The organism is Anaerosalibacter sp. Marseille-P3206, assembly GCF_900155565.1.
Lineage (GTDB): Bacteria > Bacillota > Clostridia > Tissierellales > Sporanaerobacteraceae > FUHM01.
This window is the reverse complement of sequence record NZ_FUHM01000002.1, coordinates 113,212-133,001: the sequence shown is the minus strand read 5'-3', so window position 1 is coordinate 133,001 and position 19,790 is coordinate 113,212. Positions and strand designations below refer to the sequence as shown.

General features: G+C 29.4%; 23 protein-coding genes. All 23 read right to left on the bottom strand.

Annotated elements, in window-relative coordinates; all coding sequences use genetic code 11:
• Positions 1-10: 10 nt before the first annotated feature.
• Complete coding sequence (gene tsf / locus BQ9840_RS01875; protein WP_077367509.1) at positions 11-658, bottom strand: translation elongation factor Ts; 648 nt, start codon at positions 656-658, stop codon at positions 11-13.
• 81 nt (positions 659-739) lie between these two features.
• A complete protein-coding gene (gene rpsB, locus BQ9840_RS01870; RefSeq protein WP_077367508.1) occupies positions 740-1,447 on the bottom strand; it encodes a 30S ribosomal protein S2 in 708 nt (235 codons plus the stop codon).
• Positions 1,448-1,587: 140 nt separating this feature from the next.
• Positions 1,588-2,016, bottom strand: coding sequence for a hypothetical protein (locus BQ9840_RS01865; protein ID WP_077367506.1), 429 nt, complete (start codon positions 2,014-2,016; stop codon positions 1,588-1,590).
• A gap of 12 nt (positions 2,017-2,028) precedes the next feature.
• Complete coding sequence (locus BQ9840_RS01860; RefSeq protein ID WP_077367504.1) at positions 2,029-2,355, bottom strand: hypothetical protein; 327 nt, start codon at positions 2,353-2,355, stop codon at positions 2,029-2,031.
• Between the two features lie 12 nt (positions 2,356-2,367).
• Positions 2,368-3,744 carry a DUF342 domain-containing protein gene (locus BQ9840_RS01855; RefSeq protein ID WP_159436057.1) on the bottom strand — a complete coding sequence of 459 codons (1,377 nt, stop codon included), beginning with the start codon at positions 3,742-3,744 and terminating at the stop codon, positions 2,368-2,370.
• A 15-nt stretch (positions 3,745-3,759) separates the two neighbouring features.
• A complete protein-coding gene (locus BQ9840_RS01850) occupies positions 3,760-4,506 on the bottom strand; it encodes a FliA/WhiG family RNA polymerase sigma factor (RefSeq protein ID WP_077367500.1) in 747 nt (248 codons plus the stop codon).
• A 24-nt stretch (positions 4,507-4,530) separates the two neighbouring features.
• Positions 4,531-5,013: a chemotaxis protein CheD gene (locus BQ9840_RS01845; RefSeq protein WP_077367498.1), complete on the bottom strand. Its 483-nt coding sequence runs from the start codon at positions 5,011-5,013 to the stop codon at positions 4,531-4,533.
• Position 5,014: 1 nt separating this feature from the next.
• Entirely contained in the window at positions 5,015-5,629 is a 615-nt protein-coding gene (locus tag BQ9840_RS01840) for a chemotaxis protein CheC (protein ID WP_077367496.1), read from the bottom strand.
• Between the two features lie 18 nt (positions 5,630-5,647).
• On the bottom strand, positions 5,648-6,076 hold the full coding sequence (locus BQ9840_RS01835) for a chemotaxis protein CheW (RefSeq protein WP_200804845.1): 429 nt from the start codon (positions 6,074-6,076) through the stop codon (positions 5,648-5,650).
• Between the two features lie 13 nt (positions 6,077-6,089).
• Positions 6,090-8,078 (bottom strand): chemotaxis protein CheA, encoded by a 1,989-nt coding sequence (locus BQ9840_RS01830; RefSeq protein WP_200804844.1) that lies wholly within the window; start codon positions 8,076-8,078, stop codon positions 6,090-6,092.
• A 3-nt stretch (positions 8,079-8,081) separates the two neighbouring features.
• Positions 8,082-9,134: a protein-glutamate methylesterase/protein-glutamine glutaminase gene (locus BQ9840_RS01825; protein ID WP_077367494.1), complete on the bottom strand. Its 1,053-nt coding sequence runs from the start codon at positions 9,132-9,134 to the stop codon at positions 8,082-8,084.
• Positions 9,135-9,800 (bottom strand): flagellar brake protein, encoded by a 666-nt coding sequence (locus BQ9840_RS01820; protein WP_077367492.1) that lies wholly within the window; start codon positions 9,798-9,800, stop codon positions 9,135-9,137.
• The gene (locus tag BQ9840_RS01815) at positions 9,797-10,702 is read right to left on the bottom strand and encodes a MinD/ParA family protein (RefSeq protein ID WP_077367490.1); all 906 of its coding nucleotides are present in this window, start codon (positions 10,700-10,702) and stop codon (positions 9,797-9,799) included. Before BQ9840_RS01815 ends, BQ9840_RS01820 begins: the two co-directional genes overlap by 4 nt.
• Before the next feature lies 1 nt (position 10,703).
• On the bottom strand, positions 10,704-11,774 hold the full coding sequence (flhF, locus tag BQ9840_RS01810; protein ID WP_234978595.1) for a flagellar biosynthesis protein FlhF: 1,071 nt from the start codon (positions 11,772-11,774) through the stop codon (positions 10,704-10,706).
• Positions 11,774-13,804, bottom strand: coding sequence for a flagellar biosynthesis protein FlhA (gene flhA / locus BQ9840_RS01805; RefSeq protein WP_077367486.1), 2,031 nt, complete (start codon positions 13,802-13,804; stop codon positions 11,774-11,776). The genes flhF and flhA overlap by 1 nt, the downstream gene beginning before the upstream one ends.
• A 13-nt stretch (positions 13,805-13,817) precedes the next feature.
• Positions 13,818-14,906 carry a flagellar biosynthesis protein FlhB gene (gene flhB, locus BQ9840_RS01800; protein ID WP_077367484.1) on the bottom strand — a complete coding sequence of 363 codons (1,089 nt, stop codon included), beginning with the start codon at positions 14,904-14,906 and terminating at the stop codon, positions 13,818-13,820.
• Positions 14,907-14,911: 5 nt separating this feature from the next.
• Positions 14,912-15,694 (bottom strand): flagellar biosynthetic protein FliR, encoded by a 783-nt coding sequence (fliR, locus tag BQ9840_RS01795; RefSeq protein WP_077367483.1) that lies wholly within the window; start codon positions 15,692-15,694, stop codon positions 14,912-14,914.
• Between the two features lie 15 nt (positions 15,695-15,709).
• Positions 15,710-15,979, bottom strand: coding sequence for a flagellar biosynthesis protein FliQ (gene fliQ / locus BQ9840_RS01790; protein WP_077367481.1), 270 nt, complete (start codon positions 15,977-15,979; stop codon positions 15,710-15,712).
• A gap of 12 nt (positions 15,980-15,991) precedes the next feature.
• Positions 15,992-16,747 carry a flagellar type III secretion system pore protein FliP gene (gene fliP, locus BQ9840_RS01785; RefSeq protein ID WP_077367479.1) on the bottom strand — a complete coding sequence of 252 codons (756 nt, stop codon included), beginning with the start codon at positions 16,745-16,747 and terminating at the stop codon, positions 15,992-15,994.
• Positions 16,731-17,252, bottom strand: a complete 522-nt coding sequence (locus tag BQ9840_RS12390; RefSeq protein ID WP_143254306.1) for a flagellar biosynthetic protein FliO — start codon at positions 17,250-17,252, stop codon at positions 16,731-16,733. Before BQ9840_RS12390 ends, fliP begins: the two co-directional genes overlap by 17 nt.
• A gap of 3 nt (positions 17,253-17,255) precedes the next feature.
• Positions 17,256-17,618 carry a response regulator gene (locus tag BQ9840_RS01770; RefSeq protein WP_077367474.1) on the bottom strand — a complete coding sequence of 121 codons (363 nt, stop codon included), beginning with the start codon at positions 17,616-17,618 and terminating at the stop codon, positions 17,256-17,258.
• Positions 17,619-17,647: 29 nt separating this feature from the next.
• On the bottom strand, positions 17,648-18,799 hold the full coding sequence (gene fliY, locus BQ9840_RS01765) for a flagellar motor switch phosphatase FliY (RefSeq protein ID WP_077367472.1): 1,152 nt from the start codon (positions 18,797-18,799) through the stop codon (positions 17,648-17,650).
• Positions 18,792-19,784 (bottom strand): flagellar motor switch protein FliM, encoded by a 993-nt coding sequence (gene fliM, locus BQ9840_RS01760; RefSeq protein ID WP_077367470.1) that lies wholly within the window; start codon positions 19,782-19,784, stop codon positions 18,792-18,794. Before fliM ends, fliY begins: the two co-directional genes overlap by 8 nt.
• Between the last annotated feature and the right edge of the window lie 6 nt (positions 19,785-19,790).

Below are 19,790 nucleotides of genomic sequence, written 5' to 3'. Positions count from 1 at the left end.
TCCATTTAATCTATCCATTAATTTGCTTAGCTACTTCTTCAGCAAAATCTTCTTCTCTTTTTTCTAATCCTTCTCCAACTTCATATCTAACAAATCTTCTGATTTTTATATTTTCACCAATCACTGATATCTTTTCATTTAATAAATCTTTTACTTTTTTGTCTGGATCTTTAATGAAAGATTGTTCAAGTAAACAAATTTGTTCAAAGAACTTTCCAAGTCTTCCTTCAACTATTTTCTCAGCAACATGTTCTGGTTTTCCTTCATTAACTACTTGATTCATTAATACTTCTTTTTCTCTTGCTACTACTTCTTCTGGAACATCTTCTACAGAAACATATTTTGGACTTGAAGCAGCTACTTGCATAGCCATGTCCCTAACAAATTGTTTGAATTCTTCATTTTTAGCAACGAAATCAGTTTCTGTGTTTACTTCAATTAATACACCAATTCTACCATTGTGTATGTATGAGTCAACTAAACCTTCCGCAGCAATTCTTCCAGCCTTTTTTGCAGCCTTTGATAATCCTTTTTCTCTTAATAAATCTATAGCTTTTTCTATGTCACCATCTGTTTCTTGTAATGCTTTTTTACAATCCATCATTCCAGCGCCAGTTCTTTCTCTTAACTCTTTTACCATTGCAGCTGATATAGCCATATTATCCCTCCTGATCATATTAAATAAAATGGTAAGAGTAGTAAGGGAGTAATCCCTTATGTAACCCTTACCGTCAAATTTTTACTCTTCAACTGTTTCCATTTGTTCGCCTTGCTTACCTTCTATAACTGCATTTGCCATAGTTTCTGTAAGTAATTTTACAGCTCTTATTGCATCATCATTACCTGGTATAACATAATCAACTTCATCTGGATCACAGTTAGTATCAACAATAGCTATAACAGGTATACCTAATATCTTTGCTTCATTTACTGCTATTCTTTCTTTTCTTGGGTCTACTATAAATAAAACATCTGGAATTCCATTCATGTCTTTAATTCCACCAAGGAACTTTTCTAATCTTTCTGCTTCAAGCTTTAATTGAATAACCTCTTTTTTTGGAAGAACTTCGAATATGCCGTCTTCCTCCATTTTAGTTAATTCATTAAGTCTATCTATTCTTTTCCTAATAGTCTTATAGTTAGTTAACATTCCACCTAACCATCTTTGATTTACATAATACATACCACATCTTTTTGCTTCAGATTCAATAGCTTCTTGAGCTTGTTTTTTAGTTCCTACGAATAATATTTTTCCATCATCTGCAGCTACTTCTTTTACAAACTCATATGCTTCTTCAACTTTTGTTACTGTTTTTTGTAAATCAATTATATATATTCCATTTCTCTCTGTAAATATATATTCTGCCATTTTAGGATTCCATCTTCTAGTTTGATGTCCAAAGTGAACACCTGCTTCTAGTAGACTTTTCATTGTTATAACTGACATCTACTTCACCTCCTCGTTTTTTTCCTCCATCCTTATCATCTCTCTAAGGTACCTTTTGTTGGCAACACCTTAAAAATCTAAGAATGTGTGTAATCACTTTTGTAGTATAACATAGAGTTTTTTATAAATCAATCTTTTTTTTATTTAACTCTATTCATATTTTCATTAACCTTTAACATAATGTCAATTTCCCTTATACCTTTATTTAATTTTTGAGCTATCTCTCTAGTAGTTAAACCTATTTCTCTTAATTCAAGTACTTGTTCTATCAATTCTTTATCCTCATTTTTATTGTCTATTTTAAACAAATCATTTGCGCTATTAAGGGATTCCACAACAACAGGTTCATTCTTTGATTTTGTCTTATTTACTTTATAAATAGTAGAATCAATTATTGATTCTAAATTATCAGTTATTTCATTAAGGTAATCTCTATACTCAATAGCTTCTTCATATATCTTGACAATTTCTTCATATCTTTTTTCTTCTTGAATTTTTGTTTTATTAATATTGATAATAGATATAATTATAAATATTATACCGATTATCAATAAAATAGTATTAGACATATTAATCCCTCATCATATTCTTATATCTATATTATTTCCAACATCTAATTTATTATTTTCTTTTTTTTCTTCTTTATCTCTTTTCTTTTTATCATTATTTAACTCAGAATCATTTTTGTGACTACCGCCTTTATTCTTCTCATCTTTTACATTTATTTTAGCTTTTTCATTTTTTTGTGTACTATTTACCCTAGACAGCTCTCTTTGGGTCTTATGCTCCTGTTGTAAATGCAATTGCTGCAACTGAACTTTTGTCTTATCATTTTCAATTTGTCTTGTTTTAGATAGTTCTTGTACCTTTGGTACCATTGTATTATAGTCTACAGGTCTAATTGACATTAAAATCACCCCTTAATAGGGACCAACTTTTATATCTCCGCCTTCTCTATAAAAAGTACAATGACTCATTTCATCCCTTATATAGATGACATTATTACCCATTACGATTTTTACGCCTGGATATACAGTCCCTTCGACTTTTAATCTACCTGATGAAGTATCGCTTAACTTTGCCTTGACAATTATATATTCCCTATTTAAATTGGCAAACTCATCTTCTAAATTCTCCCGAGTATATAATAAATTATTGTATAATTCTTTTTTATTATCATCCAATTTATTTGCCTTTGCCATATTTTCTAATAAAGTTATTGTTTTTTTAACCTTATCTAGATTATTTGTTATTTCGCAAATATCTTTTTCAAGTTTTTCATATTTAAATTTTAATTCTGGATCAGAGCCAACTTCAATTACTGTTACAGTAGCCATCCTCGAACCAACAGTCTTTGCTTTAATCATAGTTCTTGCTCTACAAACTCCACCTACTATAAGTCCTTTTCTACCTATAACATTTATCTCGCCTCTGCAAGTTACTTCACTATGCATAATTGCCTCTGAAGTCAAATTATTATTACAATAAATAAATGAATTTTCAATATAATTTGAAATTATGTTTCCTCTAGCATTTATCCTACCACAATTATATCCTTGTATTCCCTTTCTAATTAAAATATTGCCTTCACTTTGTAATATAGCACCTTCAACAACACCTGAAACTTCTATATCTCCACTAGACTTCACTTCAAAACCACTTAGTACATTGTTTTTAATCTTAACAGTACCATTAAAAGATATATTACCCGTTGAATTGTCTACCGATTCTAAATTCAATATATCTAAAACAACTACTTTATCTCCCATAAATCTAACTTGTCCATCACTAGTTGCTATAAGTTTAACTCCATCATCTGAAACTTTAACATTTTTACCAGGTTTTAGATAAGGCAACTTACCTTTTTTATACGGGATAATCTCACCAGTGACTTTAATACCATCCTTACCTTCCTTGGGAGGAATAATCTCTGCAAGTATATCTCCTTTTTTTACATTATTAATTAAATCTAGTTCTCTGTAATCAACTGTACCATTTGTATTTACCTTAGGTGTAATCTTTTTCTTGTCCTCAAAGAAATACTTTATGTATCCATCTTTTCCATCTTCCGGTGGCTGTCCTTTGGCTATACGTAACTTATCATTATATATCTTTTGATAAACTATTTCTTTGACAATCTGCTCGTCAATATCTGACTTAATTATATCTTTTATTTTATTTAAAACTTCTTCATATGAAAAATCAGTATCTAAATATCCTTCTTGTTTAAGCGTCAAATAGGCTTCAAGTCCATTTCTGCTTACTTCTACTATGATTTGATTATTGTCATTGTCCATAAACATCCCCCTTGTTTAATGGTCGTTTATTCCTTTCTTTATTAAGTCATTCTTTAATTTTAACATAGTTTTACTATGTATTTGAGATATCCTAGATTCAGATAAGTCTAAAATATTACCAATTTCCTTATAAGTTAATTCATCATAATAATATAGTGAAATAATGAGCTTTTCTTTCTCAGGTAAATTATTAATCGTATCAATCAAAATAGCTTTTATTTCTTTCTTTTCATATACATCATCAGGTAACTCACTATTGTCTTTTGAATCTAAAATACCCTCACTTTTGTTTTTTAAAAATTCTTCTAGAGATACAACATTAAATGTAGCAATGTCAGATAATATATTTTCTACTTCTTCAACACCGATATTTAAGTGATTAGCTATTTCAATGTTTGATGGAGTATATCCTAACTTGTTTTCAAGTTCTTGCATTGTCTGCTGAACTAGTTTTGATTTTTTCCTTAAAGACCTAGGAATCCAATCTAATTTTCTAATATTATCAATAATAGCGCCCTTTATTCTTATCTGAGCATAAGTTTCAAATTTTATATTTTTACTTATATCAAACTTTTCAATGCTATCTATTAGTCCAAGTATACCATAACCAAGCAAATCATCAAATTCAACTTTACTTCCGTAAAAATTGTACATCCTTCCTGCTACTATTTTGACTAAAGGAACATAGTTAATTATTAATAAATCTTTAAGTTTTTTATCTTCAGTCTCTTTATATTTTATCCAAATTTCTTCAGTAATCATAAAGCAAAACCTCCTGCAGATAAGCTAAATAACTTGAGTCCCATGTCCAATAGTTTTCACTAATAAAGAACCATCTAAAGAACTTAATTCGATAGTTCTACCATAATTTCCACCTGTATCTTCTGCAATTATTGGTATTTTTAATTCTCTTAATTTTTCTTTAGTAGCTAATACATTTCGTTGACCAACTTTTAATATATCACTATCCGAATTGAAATTGAACATTTGGGAACCACCTGCAATCTTTGCTTTAAGTACTCTTCTACTTGCACCAATATGAAGCATTCTTTCAACAAGAAGTTCTATACCTGTATCAGCAAATTTGGCTTTATTGGTATTGTTTTTTATTTCTAAACTTGACGGTAACATAATATGAGCCAATCCTGCTATTTTTTTATCCTTATCATATAGTGCTATACCAACACAAGAACCTAATCCTAATGTTGTTAATATGCCTGGAGATTTTAAAACATTTAGATCTGCCATACCTACCTTAACTACTTCCATCTTAACATACCCCTAAACTATTTAGTAATTTTTCAAAAGAATCAATTTCAGGTATCATAAACAAATTACCTGAAACAGTACTATTACCTTCTTCAAACTCAGTTTCAATAAATATTATATTATCAGCAATATAGCCAAATTGAATAGCAGTAACGCTTATTATAGCTCCAGCCATATCAATACATAAAGATGGCACAGAAACATTTAATTTCATACCAGTTAAAGCGCTCAATGAATTAATATATGATGAGGCTAATATGTTCCCAATTTCAGATAATGCTGATAAATCCATTTCATCTAAATTACTAGAAGTATCTTCTCTACCAAATAAAATATTTGTTAAATTTCTTGCTGACTCTAAACTTAATACAAACATAATATTCCCTACAATTTCACCAGTCATTTCAAAATAAATTCCAACCACCGGAGTCTCCTCTCCGCCTAAAATTTTAGGTACATCTTGGAATTCTAATATTTTTACTTGAGGTACATTCATATCAACTCTCTTAGAAATCATAGTTGCTAAAGCAGTCGCAGCATTCCCAGAACCAATATTTCCTAATTCCTTTAATACATCCAACATCACATCATTAAGATTATCTATATCTAATGACATACAAACACCTCATCATTCTTACTCTAATAATTTTTCTAAATCAATAATAATAATCAATCTATCTTTTTCTTTTCCAATCCCTTTAATATATTCTTGAGATTCATCATCCCCATTAGTAGGAGGTTTGTCTACATTTTCCCTACTTATTTCTAAAACTTCGCTAGATGCATCCACTATTAATCCTATAACTAATTCATCTTGTTTAGCAATAACTATCCTAGTATTAGTATCAACCTCTTTTGGACTAAGATTTAGTTTTATTCTTAGATCTAATATAGGAACTACTTCTCCTCTTAAATTAATAACCCCTTTTACATATTTAGGGGCATTTGGTACCCTAGTATAGTTTTGAAATTTTTCAATAGATTGTACATTTTCAATATTTAGTCCATAATACTCATTCTCTATTTTAAATATAACATATTTGTTTTCCATCTCTGTAGTCACTATCTTCCCCCCTTTAGAATAAAGAATTAACATCTAATATCAAAGAGATTTTTCCATTCCCAAGTATTGTAGCTCCAGCTAAATACTTAATGTTTGATAGATACTTCCCTAGTGGCTTTATTACAATTTCTTGCTGCCCAATTAAACTACGAACTATAACTCCAGCTTGCTTATCTCCTTTTCTAACTACAACTACAGTTAATTCATCTTCCTCTTCTTCGTCTAATCCCACCATACGATTCAATCTTACAATAGGTAGAGTTTTTTCTCTATATAGTATAATTTCTTGGCCTTGAATATTTCTAATATCGTCTTTTTGAATACTTGTTATTTCAGCAATTGAACTTAATGGTATAGCAAATATTTCATCACCTAACTTAACTAGTAACGCTTGAATAATTGCTAATGTAAGTGGAATTCTTATTATAAATTTAGATCCTTTTCCTAAATTTGTTTCTACTTCTATCGAACCATTTACAGACTCAATCTTACTCTTAACTACATCTAAGCCTACTCCCCTACCTGAAACATCTGATATAGTCTCAGCAGTACTAAATCCAGGTTTAAATAGTAGTTCTACTGATTCTTCTTTAGTTAAGATTTCAGCTTCTCTTTCTGTGATTAAATTCTTTTCTAATGCCTTTCGCTTAATTACTTCGTGATTAATTCCTTTTCCATCATCTTCTACTTCAATAACTACATTATTTCCATCTGGATATGCTTTCAATTTAACAGTACCATCTGAACTCTTTCCATTCTGCACTCTTTCCTCAGGATGTTCTATTCCATGATCAATTGAATTTCTTATAAGATGTACTAATGGGTCTCCAATTTCATCTATTACTGTCCTGTCTACTTCTGTTTCTTCACCAGTCATTTCAAGATTTATTTCCTTATTTAGTTCTTTAGACAAATCTCTTACCATTCTTGGGAATCTATTAAATACTCTCTCTATTGGAACCATTCTTACTTTCATAACAGCATCATGAAGACTAGTAGTTATCCTTTCTAAATACTCAATTGCTTCATTCATATCTTCTTGACTAGAAGCTTCACCCATATCTTCCATTCTTGTTTTAATAATTATTAGTTCACTAACTAAATTCATTAGATTATCTAATCTGTCTATATCCACTCTAACAGTTTTTCCAACCTTTGTCGTTTTTGTTGTAGTATTAGTTGCTTTAGTAGATGGTTTGTTAGGCTTATCAACAGGTTTTGTAGTTGGTTTTTCTTTAATATTCTCTTCTAGCTCAGCTTTAATTGGATTTACATCAAAGTTATCAATTTCGGATATACTAAATAAACTATCCTTAACTGTATTTATATCTTTTTCCGTAACAATTACCAATAAAAACTCCCTATCAAATTTTTCATCTTCAATATCTTCTACAGCTGGATTTGAATGAATTATTTCAGCATAACTTTCAATCGTATTAAAGATTATAAAAGCTCTTGCAGCTTTAAGCATACAATTTTCGCTTAATTTAATATTTATTTCATAAGTATTTAAATTGTTCGATTCAGCTTTTAGTATTGCATTATTTACATATGCATCAAACTCATTACTTTGATTTTTAGCTGTATTATTATTATTATTAGATTCTTCTAACTTAGAATTAAAAACACTTGTTAGTTTACTAATTAACTCAGAGTGTTCATCTTCTGTTTCTTTAGAATTTTCCGATATATAATTTACATTTAAATCCAAAGCATCAAAGCATTCAAATAATATATCTATTACTTCAGTAGTGGCTTTAATTTCTGAACTTCTAATAGCTTGTAATACATCTTCCATTTCATGGGTTAGATTTGCCATGTTATTAAATCCCATAGTTCCTGCCATACCTTTAATAGTATGTGCAATTCTAAAAAGCTCATTTACTAATTCTTGGTTTTCTGTATCTTTTTCTAATTCGAGTAATATATCATTCATGTTTTGTAAATGCTCTCGACCTTCTTCTACAAAAATATCTAAATATTGATTAATGTCCAAGTCCACAATTTATCCCCCCACTCTATTTATTATTTCATCTGCAATTTTATCAATAGGTAGCACTACATCTATAGCACCAGATTTAATAGCAGATTTTGGCATTCCATAAACAACACAAGTAGATTCATCCTCAGCAATAGTAAATCCATTATTTTTTTTAATTTCATTGATTCCTATTGTCCCATCTGAACCCATACCAGTTAAAATAGCAGCAATTTTTTTTACATGAATAAGTCTTGAAACTGATTCCATCAATGCATCTACGGTGGGTCTTAAGCCTGATACAGGTGGGTTTTTATCTAATTTAATTTTTAATTCCCTATTAGTTTCCACTACAGTCATATGAAAATCACCAGGTGCTATATAACAGTAACCTCTTTTTAAAATCTCTCCATCTTCACCCTCTTTCACATTTACCTCTGACAGTGTATCTAATCTATTTGCTAAGGACTTAGTAAATCCTGGCGGCATATGTTGTACTATAACAATTGTAGCATTTATATTTGGGGGTATTTTGGGTATTAATTGTTGCAATGCCCTAGGCCCCCCAGTTGATGTTCCTATCGCTACAATACTTTCATATTCTTTTCCATAGGATTTCGCAGTAACAATTGTCTTATTTTTAGTTTTTTTAGTTTCAGTAAATTCTATATCTTTTTTTATTGATTTTAATTTTGAAACTACTTTAATTTTCTCAATGAGATCTTTTCTTACAGAATTGCTTCCTATATCGAATACATTTTTCGGTTTAGGGATAAAATCTACAGCACCTATCTCAAGAGCCTTTAAAGTCATTTCTGCCCCTTTAGTAGTGAGACTACTTAACATTATAACAGGAATACTATATCTTTTATTTATTTCCTTTAATGTTGTAATCCCATCCATAATTGGCATTTCAACATCTAATGTTATTACATCCGGATTTAATTTAGGTATTTTTTCTAGAGCTTCTTTTCCATTTCTAGCAATTCCAATAACTTTTATTTCATTATCTTCTTCTATGATGTCTTTAATTATAGTTCTTATTAATGCAGAATCATCTACTATAAGTACTTTAATCATTTAAATCAATCCTTTTTCTATCATTATTCTTTCTTGTTGAAAAATATATTTGACAATATCTTCTCTATCTTCTTTTCTTATATCTGTAAAATATATGCCAAATGCAAATTTAAAAGAAAAATTATCAATTTTGTCTTTTCTTACAATTTTACCTTTTATATGTACTTTCTTTTTATCTATTTCAAATAGACATTCAACAATATCATTTATATCATGATCATAGTTAGATAATAGTTTCATTCCACTGCCACTTAAGTCTTTGGTTTCACAATTTTCTTCTATAACTTTTTCTTTTTCACCTATTTTTATTGTAAAAAATTTTTTAACTGGAATTTTTAAATTAAATCTATAAAAACTTCTTTGCTGTAATCTCTTTACATTTCCTGTTTTCTTTATAACTAATTTATATATATTATCATCTTGCTTTTTTAAAACTATTGCATCAAATTTATATCTACCTTTATCTTTTACAACATATATAATCTCTATATTTTCACTGATAAACACAGGGACTATAGTACTCATTGTAATTGGACCACTTATAATGTATGTATTTTCATCTAAAACATCTAGTATTTGACTTGGATATATAAAACTCATATCCCTTCGAGTCCTTATTATTTGAATTTTATCTCCTATATTCAACTGAGTTTCATTTATGTTCATATGAACATACCACCCTTTCCTAAGAAAAACTCTTTAATTCTTTGAGAAAAACTATTACTTTCTTTTTTTCTAAAATTCTTTTCTTCTTTATTAATAAAACTTAATGCCATAATATTTATTTTTTTTGCTATTGAACTATTAGGATTATTAAGAATAAAGGGCGTTTGGTTCCTTATAGCATTTGAAACAACATTGCTCTTATTTAAATACCCTAGAGACTCTAAATTAACTCTTAAAAACTTATTGGAGACTGTATTTAATTTAATAAATACTTCCTCTGCTTCCCTTTTATTTTCTACCATATTGACAACAATATTAATAGAGTTTTTATAATTACTTAATGTAAGAGCTTTTACTAAAACATATCCATCAGTTAAAGATGTTGGATCAGGTGTAACCACTAATATAACTTCATCTGAAACTGCTAAAAATTTTAACACATTGTTTGAAATTCCAGCTCCAGTGTCAATTAATATAAAATCCGAATAATTTTCTAACTTCCCTATTTCCTCTATTAATTTATCTAAATTTGCATCATCTATTAACGAAAAATCACTTAGTCCTGATCCACCAGATATTATCTTTATACCTTCTGGGCCATCTGTCATAATATCAAATATATCTTTTTCACTTAAAAATAAATCTGCAAGAGTGAACTTAGATATGGCACCAGAAATTATATCTACATTAGCCAATCCTATATCTGCATCTATAATAACTACTTTATATCCTAATTGTTTTAATGATATTGCTAAATTTATGATAAAGCTTGTTTTTCCAACGCCGCCTTTACCACTAGTTACTGATATTATCTTTGCTCTTTCCTTATCGCTATCATTTGACGAGTTGTTATTAGTGTTTTTTTCCATTATCTTTCTAAGTTTTTCAGCTTGGTCTCCCATGTTAGTTCTCCCCCATCAAATGTTTTACAATTTCATCTGGATTTGCTATTTTTATATCATCTGGAACATCTTGTCCCATTGTAAAATAAGACAGTTTACATCTATGTTTAAACATTGTATTTAAAATATTTCCATAAGTTTCTGCTTCATCTAGTTTAGTAAAAATAACTTTAAGATCATCTATAAAATTATACTGTTCTACAATAGAACTCATTGTTAAAAAGTCAGTTGTTACACTTAATACTAGATATACTTCTTTGTTTTTTACTGTGTTCATTAAAACTTTTGTTTCGTTAATAAGAGTTTTATCTTTGTGACTTCTCCCTGCTGTATCAACTAATATTATATCTTTATCATTAAATTCTGCCATTGCTTTATAAATCTCGTCAGGTTTGTATATTATCTTCAACGGTAGCTTTAAAATTTCACTATACGTCCTTAGTTGTTCAACTGCAGCAATCCTATAAGTATCTGCAGTAATTAATCCTATTTTATAATTATCTTTAATAACTAATTGAGCTGCAATTTTTGCTAGAGTCGTTGTCTTACCAACACCAGTAGGTCCAACAAAAAATATAATCTTAGGTGCATCGGTTAAGTCTAATGGTTCTGCATTACCAATGTGTTCCTTTATATTATAACAAATAATCTTTTGAATTTCCTCTTTAGTTTTATCTTTAAGATTTATTTGTACATTAATATTATCTAATATACTTGTAGCAATGTTGTAATCTACACCATTGCTAACTAATTTATCTCTATATACTTCTAAGTTACTATTAAAAGTCTGTTCATCACTATTAACATTTACAGCTACTTCTTCTACTAAAGATCTTAACTTTCTTAATTCATGATTTATTTCATCTATATTAGCCGTCTTGTCATCAGTTGATTTTAAGTATTTATCCTCAATCGCTGCAGTTACTTCAACTAACGGTTTTTTGAAAAAATTAAAGAACCCTTTCTGCTTTATAACTCTAGTATTTAGTATGATAGCTTCAGAACCTAATTCTTTTTTTAATTTATTCATAGCTTCTTGAGTATTTGCACCTACATACTTCTTAACTTTCATTATATATTCACCATCCCTACAGAATGTACTTCAACAGAGGATTCAATTTCATTATATGATAGGACGATTAAGTCTCTCGTTATCTGCTCAGTTAATCTTTTAAAATAAAATCTTACTATTGGAGCAGTAAGTACAATGGGCTGCTCACCTATAGATGCTAATCCTTGTACGGTTTTCAAAGTACTACTAAGTATCTTTTGTGCATTTTTAGGTTCTAGAGATAAATATGAGCCTGTTTCAGTTTTGCTTATAGAATTCATAATCAATTCCTCAACTTCACTATCTAGAGTAACGACATTTAACTCATTATTCCCTACGTATTTATTAGTTATATAACCAGATAATCTCTGGCGTACATATTCTGTAAGTAAATCTGTATCCCTTGTAACATTACCATAGTCTGCTAATGTTTCTAATATTGTAACCATATCCCTAATACTAATTTGTTCTCTTAATAAATTAGAAAGAACCTTTTGAACCTCCCCTAATGATAATACTTTAGGAACAACTTCTTCAACAACTGCAGGATATTCTTCTCTAACATTATCAACTAACAATTTAACATCTTGTCTACCGATTAATTCATAAGCCCTTTCCTTAATTATTTCTGTAAGATGAGTAGCAATTACTGAAGGTGGGTCTACTACTGTATAGCCCAATACTTCTGCTTTTTCTCTTTCCTTTTCTGTAATCCACTTAGCAGGTAATCCAAAGGCAGGTTCCACAGTATCTATTCCTTCTACATCTCCTTCAGCTGTTCCTGGATTCATAGCTAAATAGTGATCGAAAAAGACTTCCCCTTTAGAAACTTCAACTCCCTTTATTTTTATGACATATTCATTAGGATTTAGTTGAATATTATCTCTAAGTCTAACTATAGGTACAACTAATCCTAGTTCCATTGCTATTTGCCTTCTTATCATCACTATTCTATCCAGTAAATCTCCACCTTGGCTAACATCTGCCAAAGGTATAAGCCCATAGCCAAATTCAAGTTCTATGTCATCTACCTTAAGTAATGACATTACATTCTCTGGTTTTCTCAATTCTTCAGCTTCTGTTGCTTGTACTGGTTCCTCTTCTTCAACAATTTGTTTCTTTTGTCTTTTCATTGAATATCCTAAAAACCCAAACATAAACGCTAAAGCTAAATAAGGAGGTAATGGTAATGGAGTAAAAATCCCCAATAATGCCAATACTCCTGATATAATAAACATTAAAATTGGGTTATTGCCAAATAGCTGATTTATCAAATCTCTTCCAAGATTAGACTCTGAAGCAGCTCTCGTTACTACTAATCCTGTTGCAGTAGAAATTAGTAATGCCGGTATCTGGCTTACAAGACCATCACCAACTGTTAAAAGAGTGTACTTTTGTAGGGATTCTAAAAACGATAAGTTCTTAGAAACCATACCAATAATAAGACCACCTACAACGTTTATTATTGTAATTATAATTCCAGCAATTGCATCTCCTTTGACAAACTTTGTAGCCCCATCCATAGCACCATAGAAATCTGAATATTGTTGAACTTCTTTTCTTCTCTTTCTAGCTTCCTCTTCATTAATAAGACCAGAATTCAAATCTGCATCAATAGCCATCTGTTTTCCAGGCATAGCATCAAGGGTAAATCTTGCTGCAACTTCTGCAACCCTTTCCGCACCCTTTGTTATAACAATAAACTGAACTAATATGATTATTAAAAACACGATAAATCCTACTACTATATCTCCTTGAATTACAAATTCTCCAAAGGTTTCAATAACCTTACCTGCTTCTCCATCTTTTAAAATACTTCTTGTTGTTGAAATATTTAATGCCAATCTATAGACTGTAGATATTAAAAGTAATGATGGAAAAATTGATATCTGAAGAACATCTTCTGTATACATTGAAATAAGTAATAGTAACAATGACAGTGAAATATTTAAACTCAATAATATATCTAATGTCCAACTTGGTATAGGTATAATAATTATAATAATAATTGCAATAATACCAATGGCTACTATTAAATCGCCAAATTTCATGCTAAATATCCCCCTAAATTTCATCTTTTAAGCTATAAACATATGCTAAAACTTCTGCTACCGCTTCGTATAATTCCTCTGGAATAACTTCACCTATTTCAACAACTTCATTAATAGCTCTAGCTAAAGGCTTATTTTCAACAATAGGAATTTTATTTTCTCTTGCGACTTTTTTGATGTTTTCTGCAATTAAATCCACACCTTTTGCCACTAGATAAGGTGCTGATGAATTTTCCCTATCATATTTCAAGGCTACAGCAATATGAGTAGGATTTGTAATAATAACATCAGCTTTAGGCACTTCTTGCATCATTCTGCTAAAAGCCATTTTTCTTTGTTTTTCCCTTATCTTGGATTTAACTAATGGATCTCCTTCCATTTGCTTGTATTCTTCTTTTAATTCCTGCTTTGTCATCATCAAATTTTTCTCATACTCTCTCCACTGATAGATATAATCTATAATTGATATAAAAAATAAAGCTCCTATAATTTTCATACTAAAGCCGAATGAAAGTTCAGAAAAGTTTTTTATTAATTGATTTATACCCATATTAGGCAATTTTAATAATATTCCAGCTCTCTTCTTGATATAAGAATAACCTACATATCCAATTATAATAATCTTAATTATTGACTTTATAAGTTCCATTATAGCTCTTTTAGAAAAAAGCCTTTTGAACCCTTCTACTGGATTTATTCTACTTAATTTAGGTTTTAAAGTTTTCGTTGTAAATAAAAAACCTATTTGTAAATAGTTAATAACTAATCCAGCTATAACAGTAACTAATGCAACTGGAGCAATTATACTTAAAAAAACTGAAATAACAGTGAAAAAATTTAATCTAATGCTATCAAAAGTAAAATAAGGATCTAAATCATTGATTATTGAAAAAGTTTGCCTCATAAAATTAGTTATATTCTTTAACATATAATTCCCAAAAACACTTAAAGTTAAAAAAGAAACTAAAAGCATAAAAGACGCAGCTATTTCTCTACTTTGTAATACTTGTCCTTCTTCTCTAGCTTCTTTACGTTTTTTAGGAGTAGCTTTCTCAGTCTTTTCACCATCTGAAAACAATTGCAAATTTAGTTTTATTATCATTTACATCATCCTTTAACGAAGGACTTTAAAATATAGTAAATATCCTCCATCATTTCATCAAATACCTTGCCTGTAAGTGCATAAAAAACTGGAATGGAAACAGCAACAATCAATAATCCAACAATTATTTTTAAAGGCATTCCTACAACAAATACATTCATTTGCGGCATAGTTCTAGAAAGAACTCCAAGTAGAATGTCAATTAATAACATAACAACTACAATAGGGCTACTTATCCTAAACCCTAAACTAAATGTCTTTGCCAATATTTCTACAAGCTTGTGTGTAATACCCTCACTAAAATAAAAACTACCTATTGGGACAAATTCATAACTTTCTATTAAGGCCTTTATTACAACATGATGTCCATTAATCATCAAAAAAACTAATAAGGCCAATATGTAATAAAAATTTCCCATAACTGGTACTTGTACTTTGTTTTGAGGGTCAATCACATTTACCATACCAAAGCCTATTTCCATATCTACTATTTGACCTAGAACATAAAACGCGCTAAAAAAAGCATAACTTACATACCCTATTATAATTCCTACCATTAGTTCTTTTATAATTAATAAGATATAGTTTGTTTCAATACTAGATAGATAATTAACATTTAATGTAGTAGTTAATAAAATAGAAAGAAAAAAAGAAAAACCTATTTTTAAAGGATTTGGCACATTTTGCGAACTAAATATTGGTGAAAATATAAATATGCCAGATACTCTTACAAATATTAATAAAAAAAGTTGATACTTATTGGTTAAAACATCCATAATAAAATCCATCTATCTACACCTATCTTATTGAATATATAAATTAATGTTTGTAAAAACTCCAGAAATAAATTCAGTCAGTGCTCTTAATAACCAAGGACCAAATATTATTAGAGATAATAAAACAGCTACAATCTTAGGAACAAAAGCTAAAGTAGCTTCTTGGATCTGTGTTACAGCTTGAAATATACTAACTAATAAACCTACAACCAAGCTAAATCCTAACATTGGAGCTGCTACAACTAATATAGTCCTTATTGCATCTTGTGCTAACTTAAGAACATCTCCTTGATTCATTATATCACCTCATTATTTAAAGCCGAGAATTAATGATTTAGCTATCAAATTCCAACCATCAACTAAAACAAATAAAAGTATTTTAAAAGGTAAAGAAATTATAACTGGCGGCAACATCATCATTCCCATAGACATTAATGTACTTGAAACTACCATATCAATTACCAAAAAGGGTATGTAAATTACAAAACCAATTTGAAATGCAGTTTTTAATTCACTTATAATAAAAGCAGGAATAATAACCCTATTTGGTATATCTTTTAAATTATTAGCTTCATCAATTTTTGCCACATTCATAAACAATGAAAGATCTTTATTTCTAGTTTGCTTAAACATAAATTCTCTAATAGGCTCCATAGCCCTGTCTATTGCAATTTTCTGGTCTATCTCCTCGTTTAGATAAGGTTGGATAGCTTCTGTGTTAATTTGATTGCCAATCGGAGCCATTATGAAAAATGTTAGAAACAATGCAATACCTATTAAAACTTGATTAGGTGGTGTCTGTTGTAATCCTAATGCATTTCTTATAAAGGATAATACTATGATAATTCTTGTAAAACTAGTCATCATTATAAGTATTGATGGCGCAAGTGTTAGTATTGTAAACAAGAATAGTATCTGTAATGAAGATACGAAATCTTGTGGAGTTTCTGCATCTTCTAATTTTATCCTCTTGTTTAATAGGGAATTATTTGGTTGTGCATATACTAAACTAGAAAATAATAAAACAATTGTCATGATGACAATAATGCTAACTGTCTTTTTCATTTTTTTCGTCTTCCTTACCTATTTTTGTAAAATTAATCTTGTCCAAAACTTTTTTTACTTTATCTTTAATTATTAAAGAACTGTTTTCCCAATCTTTGTTACCATCAATATATTCATTTAAATATTCTTCAAAATTATTTTGTTTTACGTTTTCAAAAAAAGTATCTATACTCATTTTGTCAATTAAATAAGTCTGATTGTTGTTTAAAGATAATATATAAATGAAATTTGATATTTTAGCTATAATTATCTTTGTATTCTGTCCAATATTTACTGAGTCAATTATATGAATATACTTACTCTTTAACATCGATTGGGATCTTCTCGCTATGAACTTTGTTCCATACATAGCAAATAAAATAACAATTATAAAAATCACTACATACATTATTGATTTAAAAACCATCAAAGGTAAACTAGCATCATTCTCTAAACCAGATGTGGAAGTACCAAAACTCGGAATAACCAACAAAATACAAATTGTGAAAATGATACACTTTTTCATATATTAACCTAATACTTTCTTAACTGCTTCTAATACCCTATCTGCCTGAAATGGTTTTACAATAAAATCTTTAGCACCAGCTTGTATAGCTTCTATTACCATAGCTTGTTGTCCCATTGCTGAACACATAACAACTTTTGCTTCAGGAGCAATTTTTTTAATTTCTTTAACAGCTTGTATACCATCTACTTCTGGCATTGTTATATCCATTATAACCAAATCAGGTTGTAATTCTTTATATTTTTCAATAGCTTTTGCTCCATTTTCGGCTTCACCTACGACTTCAAAACCATTTTTAGTTAAAATATCTTTAATCATCATTCTCATAAAAGAAGCATCATCTACTACTAATATTTTATTTGCCATTTTCATATCCCCCTAACATTAAAATAATATTAATTAAAACTCCTATAAGGATTTACTATATCAGTAATTCTGATTCCAAAATTATCATCAATTACAACTACTTCACCTTTTGCTATAAATTTTCCATTAGCATAAATATTCAATGGTTCACCTACTAGCTTTTCCAGCTCAATAATTGTGCCTGGTCCATATTCTAATATTTCACCAATTTTTTTAGTAGTCCTCCCTAATTCTGCAGTTATTTCTACAGGAATCTCACCAACTAAGTCAATGGATTCATTATAGCTAACGTTAGGCTCCTTGTCAAAGGTTTCAAATACTGGTTTTTTAACAGTAACAGTATTCATGTCTTTTTCAATTGCACCTCTAGATGGTGAGCCTTCATATTCAGGTCTAGGACTTGTAGTTTTAATCTCCTTAATTGGTTCTTTTTCTTGATAAAAAGCCATCTCTTCTACAACAGGCTCTTCTTTTAATGGCATTTCTTTTTCAACAACTTCATCATTTCCACCTAAAAGATTTTTAACTACATCTGTAGCAAAATCAATAGGTATCAGCTGCATGATTTGACTATCTATTAAATCACCTACTATCATACTAAAGGAAACCTTAACTATTGGTTTTTCGCCTTTTAACATTTCTATTTTTTCTTTTCCTTCGCTAAAAGTTATTTCATAAGATTTCGGTGGTTTAATATCAATTTTTTGATTAAATATTTCAGAGAGAGATGTAGCTGCAGAGCCCATCATCTGATTCATCACTTCACTAACAGCACTTAAATCCAACTCAGTTAGTTCTCTTTCTAAATCTATCTCTTCTTTTCCCATAAGTACATCAGTTATTATTTTTACATCATCAACTTTTAAAATAAGTATATTAGAACCCTCTAGCCCCTCTTTATAGGAAACATCAATTGCTACAAAAGGAATTTGATATTCATCTGAAAGTTTATTTACAGTAGTTATTTCTACTGTTGGTGTTGTTATAATAACCTTTTGATTTAGCAGAGTAGACAATGTAGTAGCTGCTGTACCCATACTAATATTTCCTATTTCACCAATAGTATCTCTTTCTATATCTCCAAAACTAATTTCCTCAAGAGAATCACTTTCAGAACTTTTATTACTATCACCTTTTAGTAGAGCATCTATTTCTTCTTGAGAAAGCATATCACTAGTCATTGTTGTTCTCACCATCCTTTACTACCTTTACTATTTTTACTGCCATTCTATTGTTAGAAACTCCAGGTGTTCCATAGAATTTAACTTTACTTCCAATTCTCAAATTGATTAAACTATTTGGTTCATCTAATCGTATTACATCTCCAGGCTGCAGATTGAGTAATTCTCTAATTGTAATATTTGTTGAACCCAATTCTGCTTTTATAGGTACTTTAGTATCTAGCATTCTTTGCCTTATTGCCTTCATTTCATCCTTAGTGATGGTCTTTTTTGTATTAGAAAACCAATATTTAGTACTCAATTTATCTAATATTGGTTCTAAAACCAAATATGGTATACAAACATTCATCATTCCTTCTACAGAACCTATAGATATATTTAGTGTAACTAATGCTATAGTTTCATTTGGAGGTACAATTTGTGCAAATTGAGAATTTACTTCTATTTTTTCTAATTTTGGATTCAATTCAATTACATTTTCCCAAGCTTCTTTTACTAAATCCATAGTTCTTACCATAGTCTTTTTAAGAAGTGCTATTTCAATTTCAGTAAATCCCCTCATTTCAGGAATTTCTTCTCCATCTCCACCTAGTAATCTATCAATAGTTGCAAATACAATATTGGTAGAAATATCTATAAGTATCTGACCATTTAGTGGATCAAAATCAATTATACTTAAAAAAGCTGGATTAGAAATAGCATTGCTAAATTCACTATAAGCATATTGATCTACTGTTAAAATCGAAGCTTGTACTGGAGCCCTCAAATAGCCAGAAAGAAAAGTTTGTAGAAGTCTTGCGAAATTCTCATGTATAATTTCTAATGTTCGCAATTGATCTTTGGCAATTTTTTGGGGATTTCTAAAATCATATTTTTTTACTTTTTTTGAACCTTCGTCTTCTTTTATTTCTTGTACATCAACTTCCCCTGAACTTAATGCTTGAAGTAGGGAATCAATTTCACTTTGAGATAATATATCAGCCAACTGTGA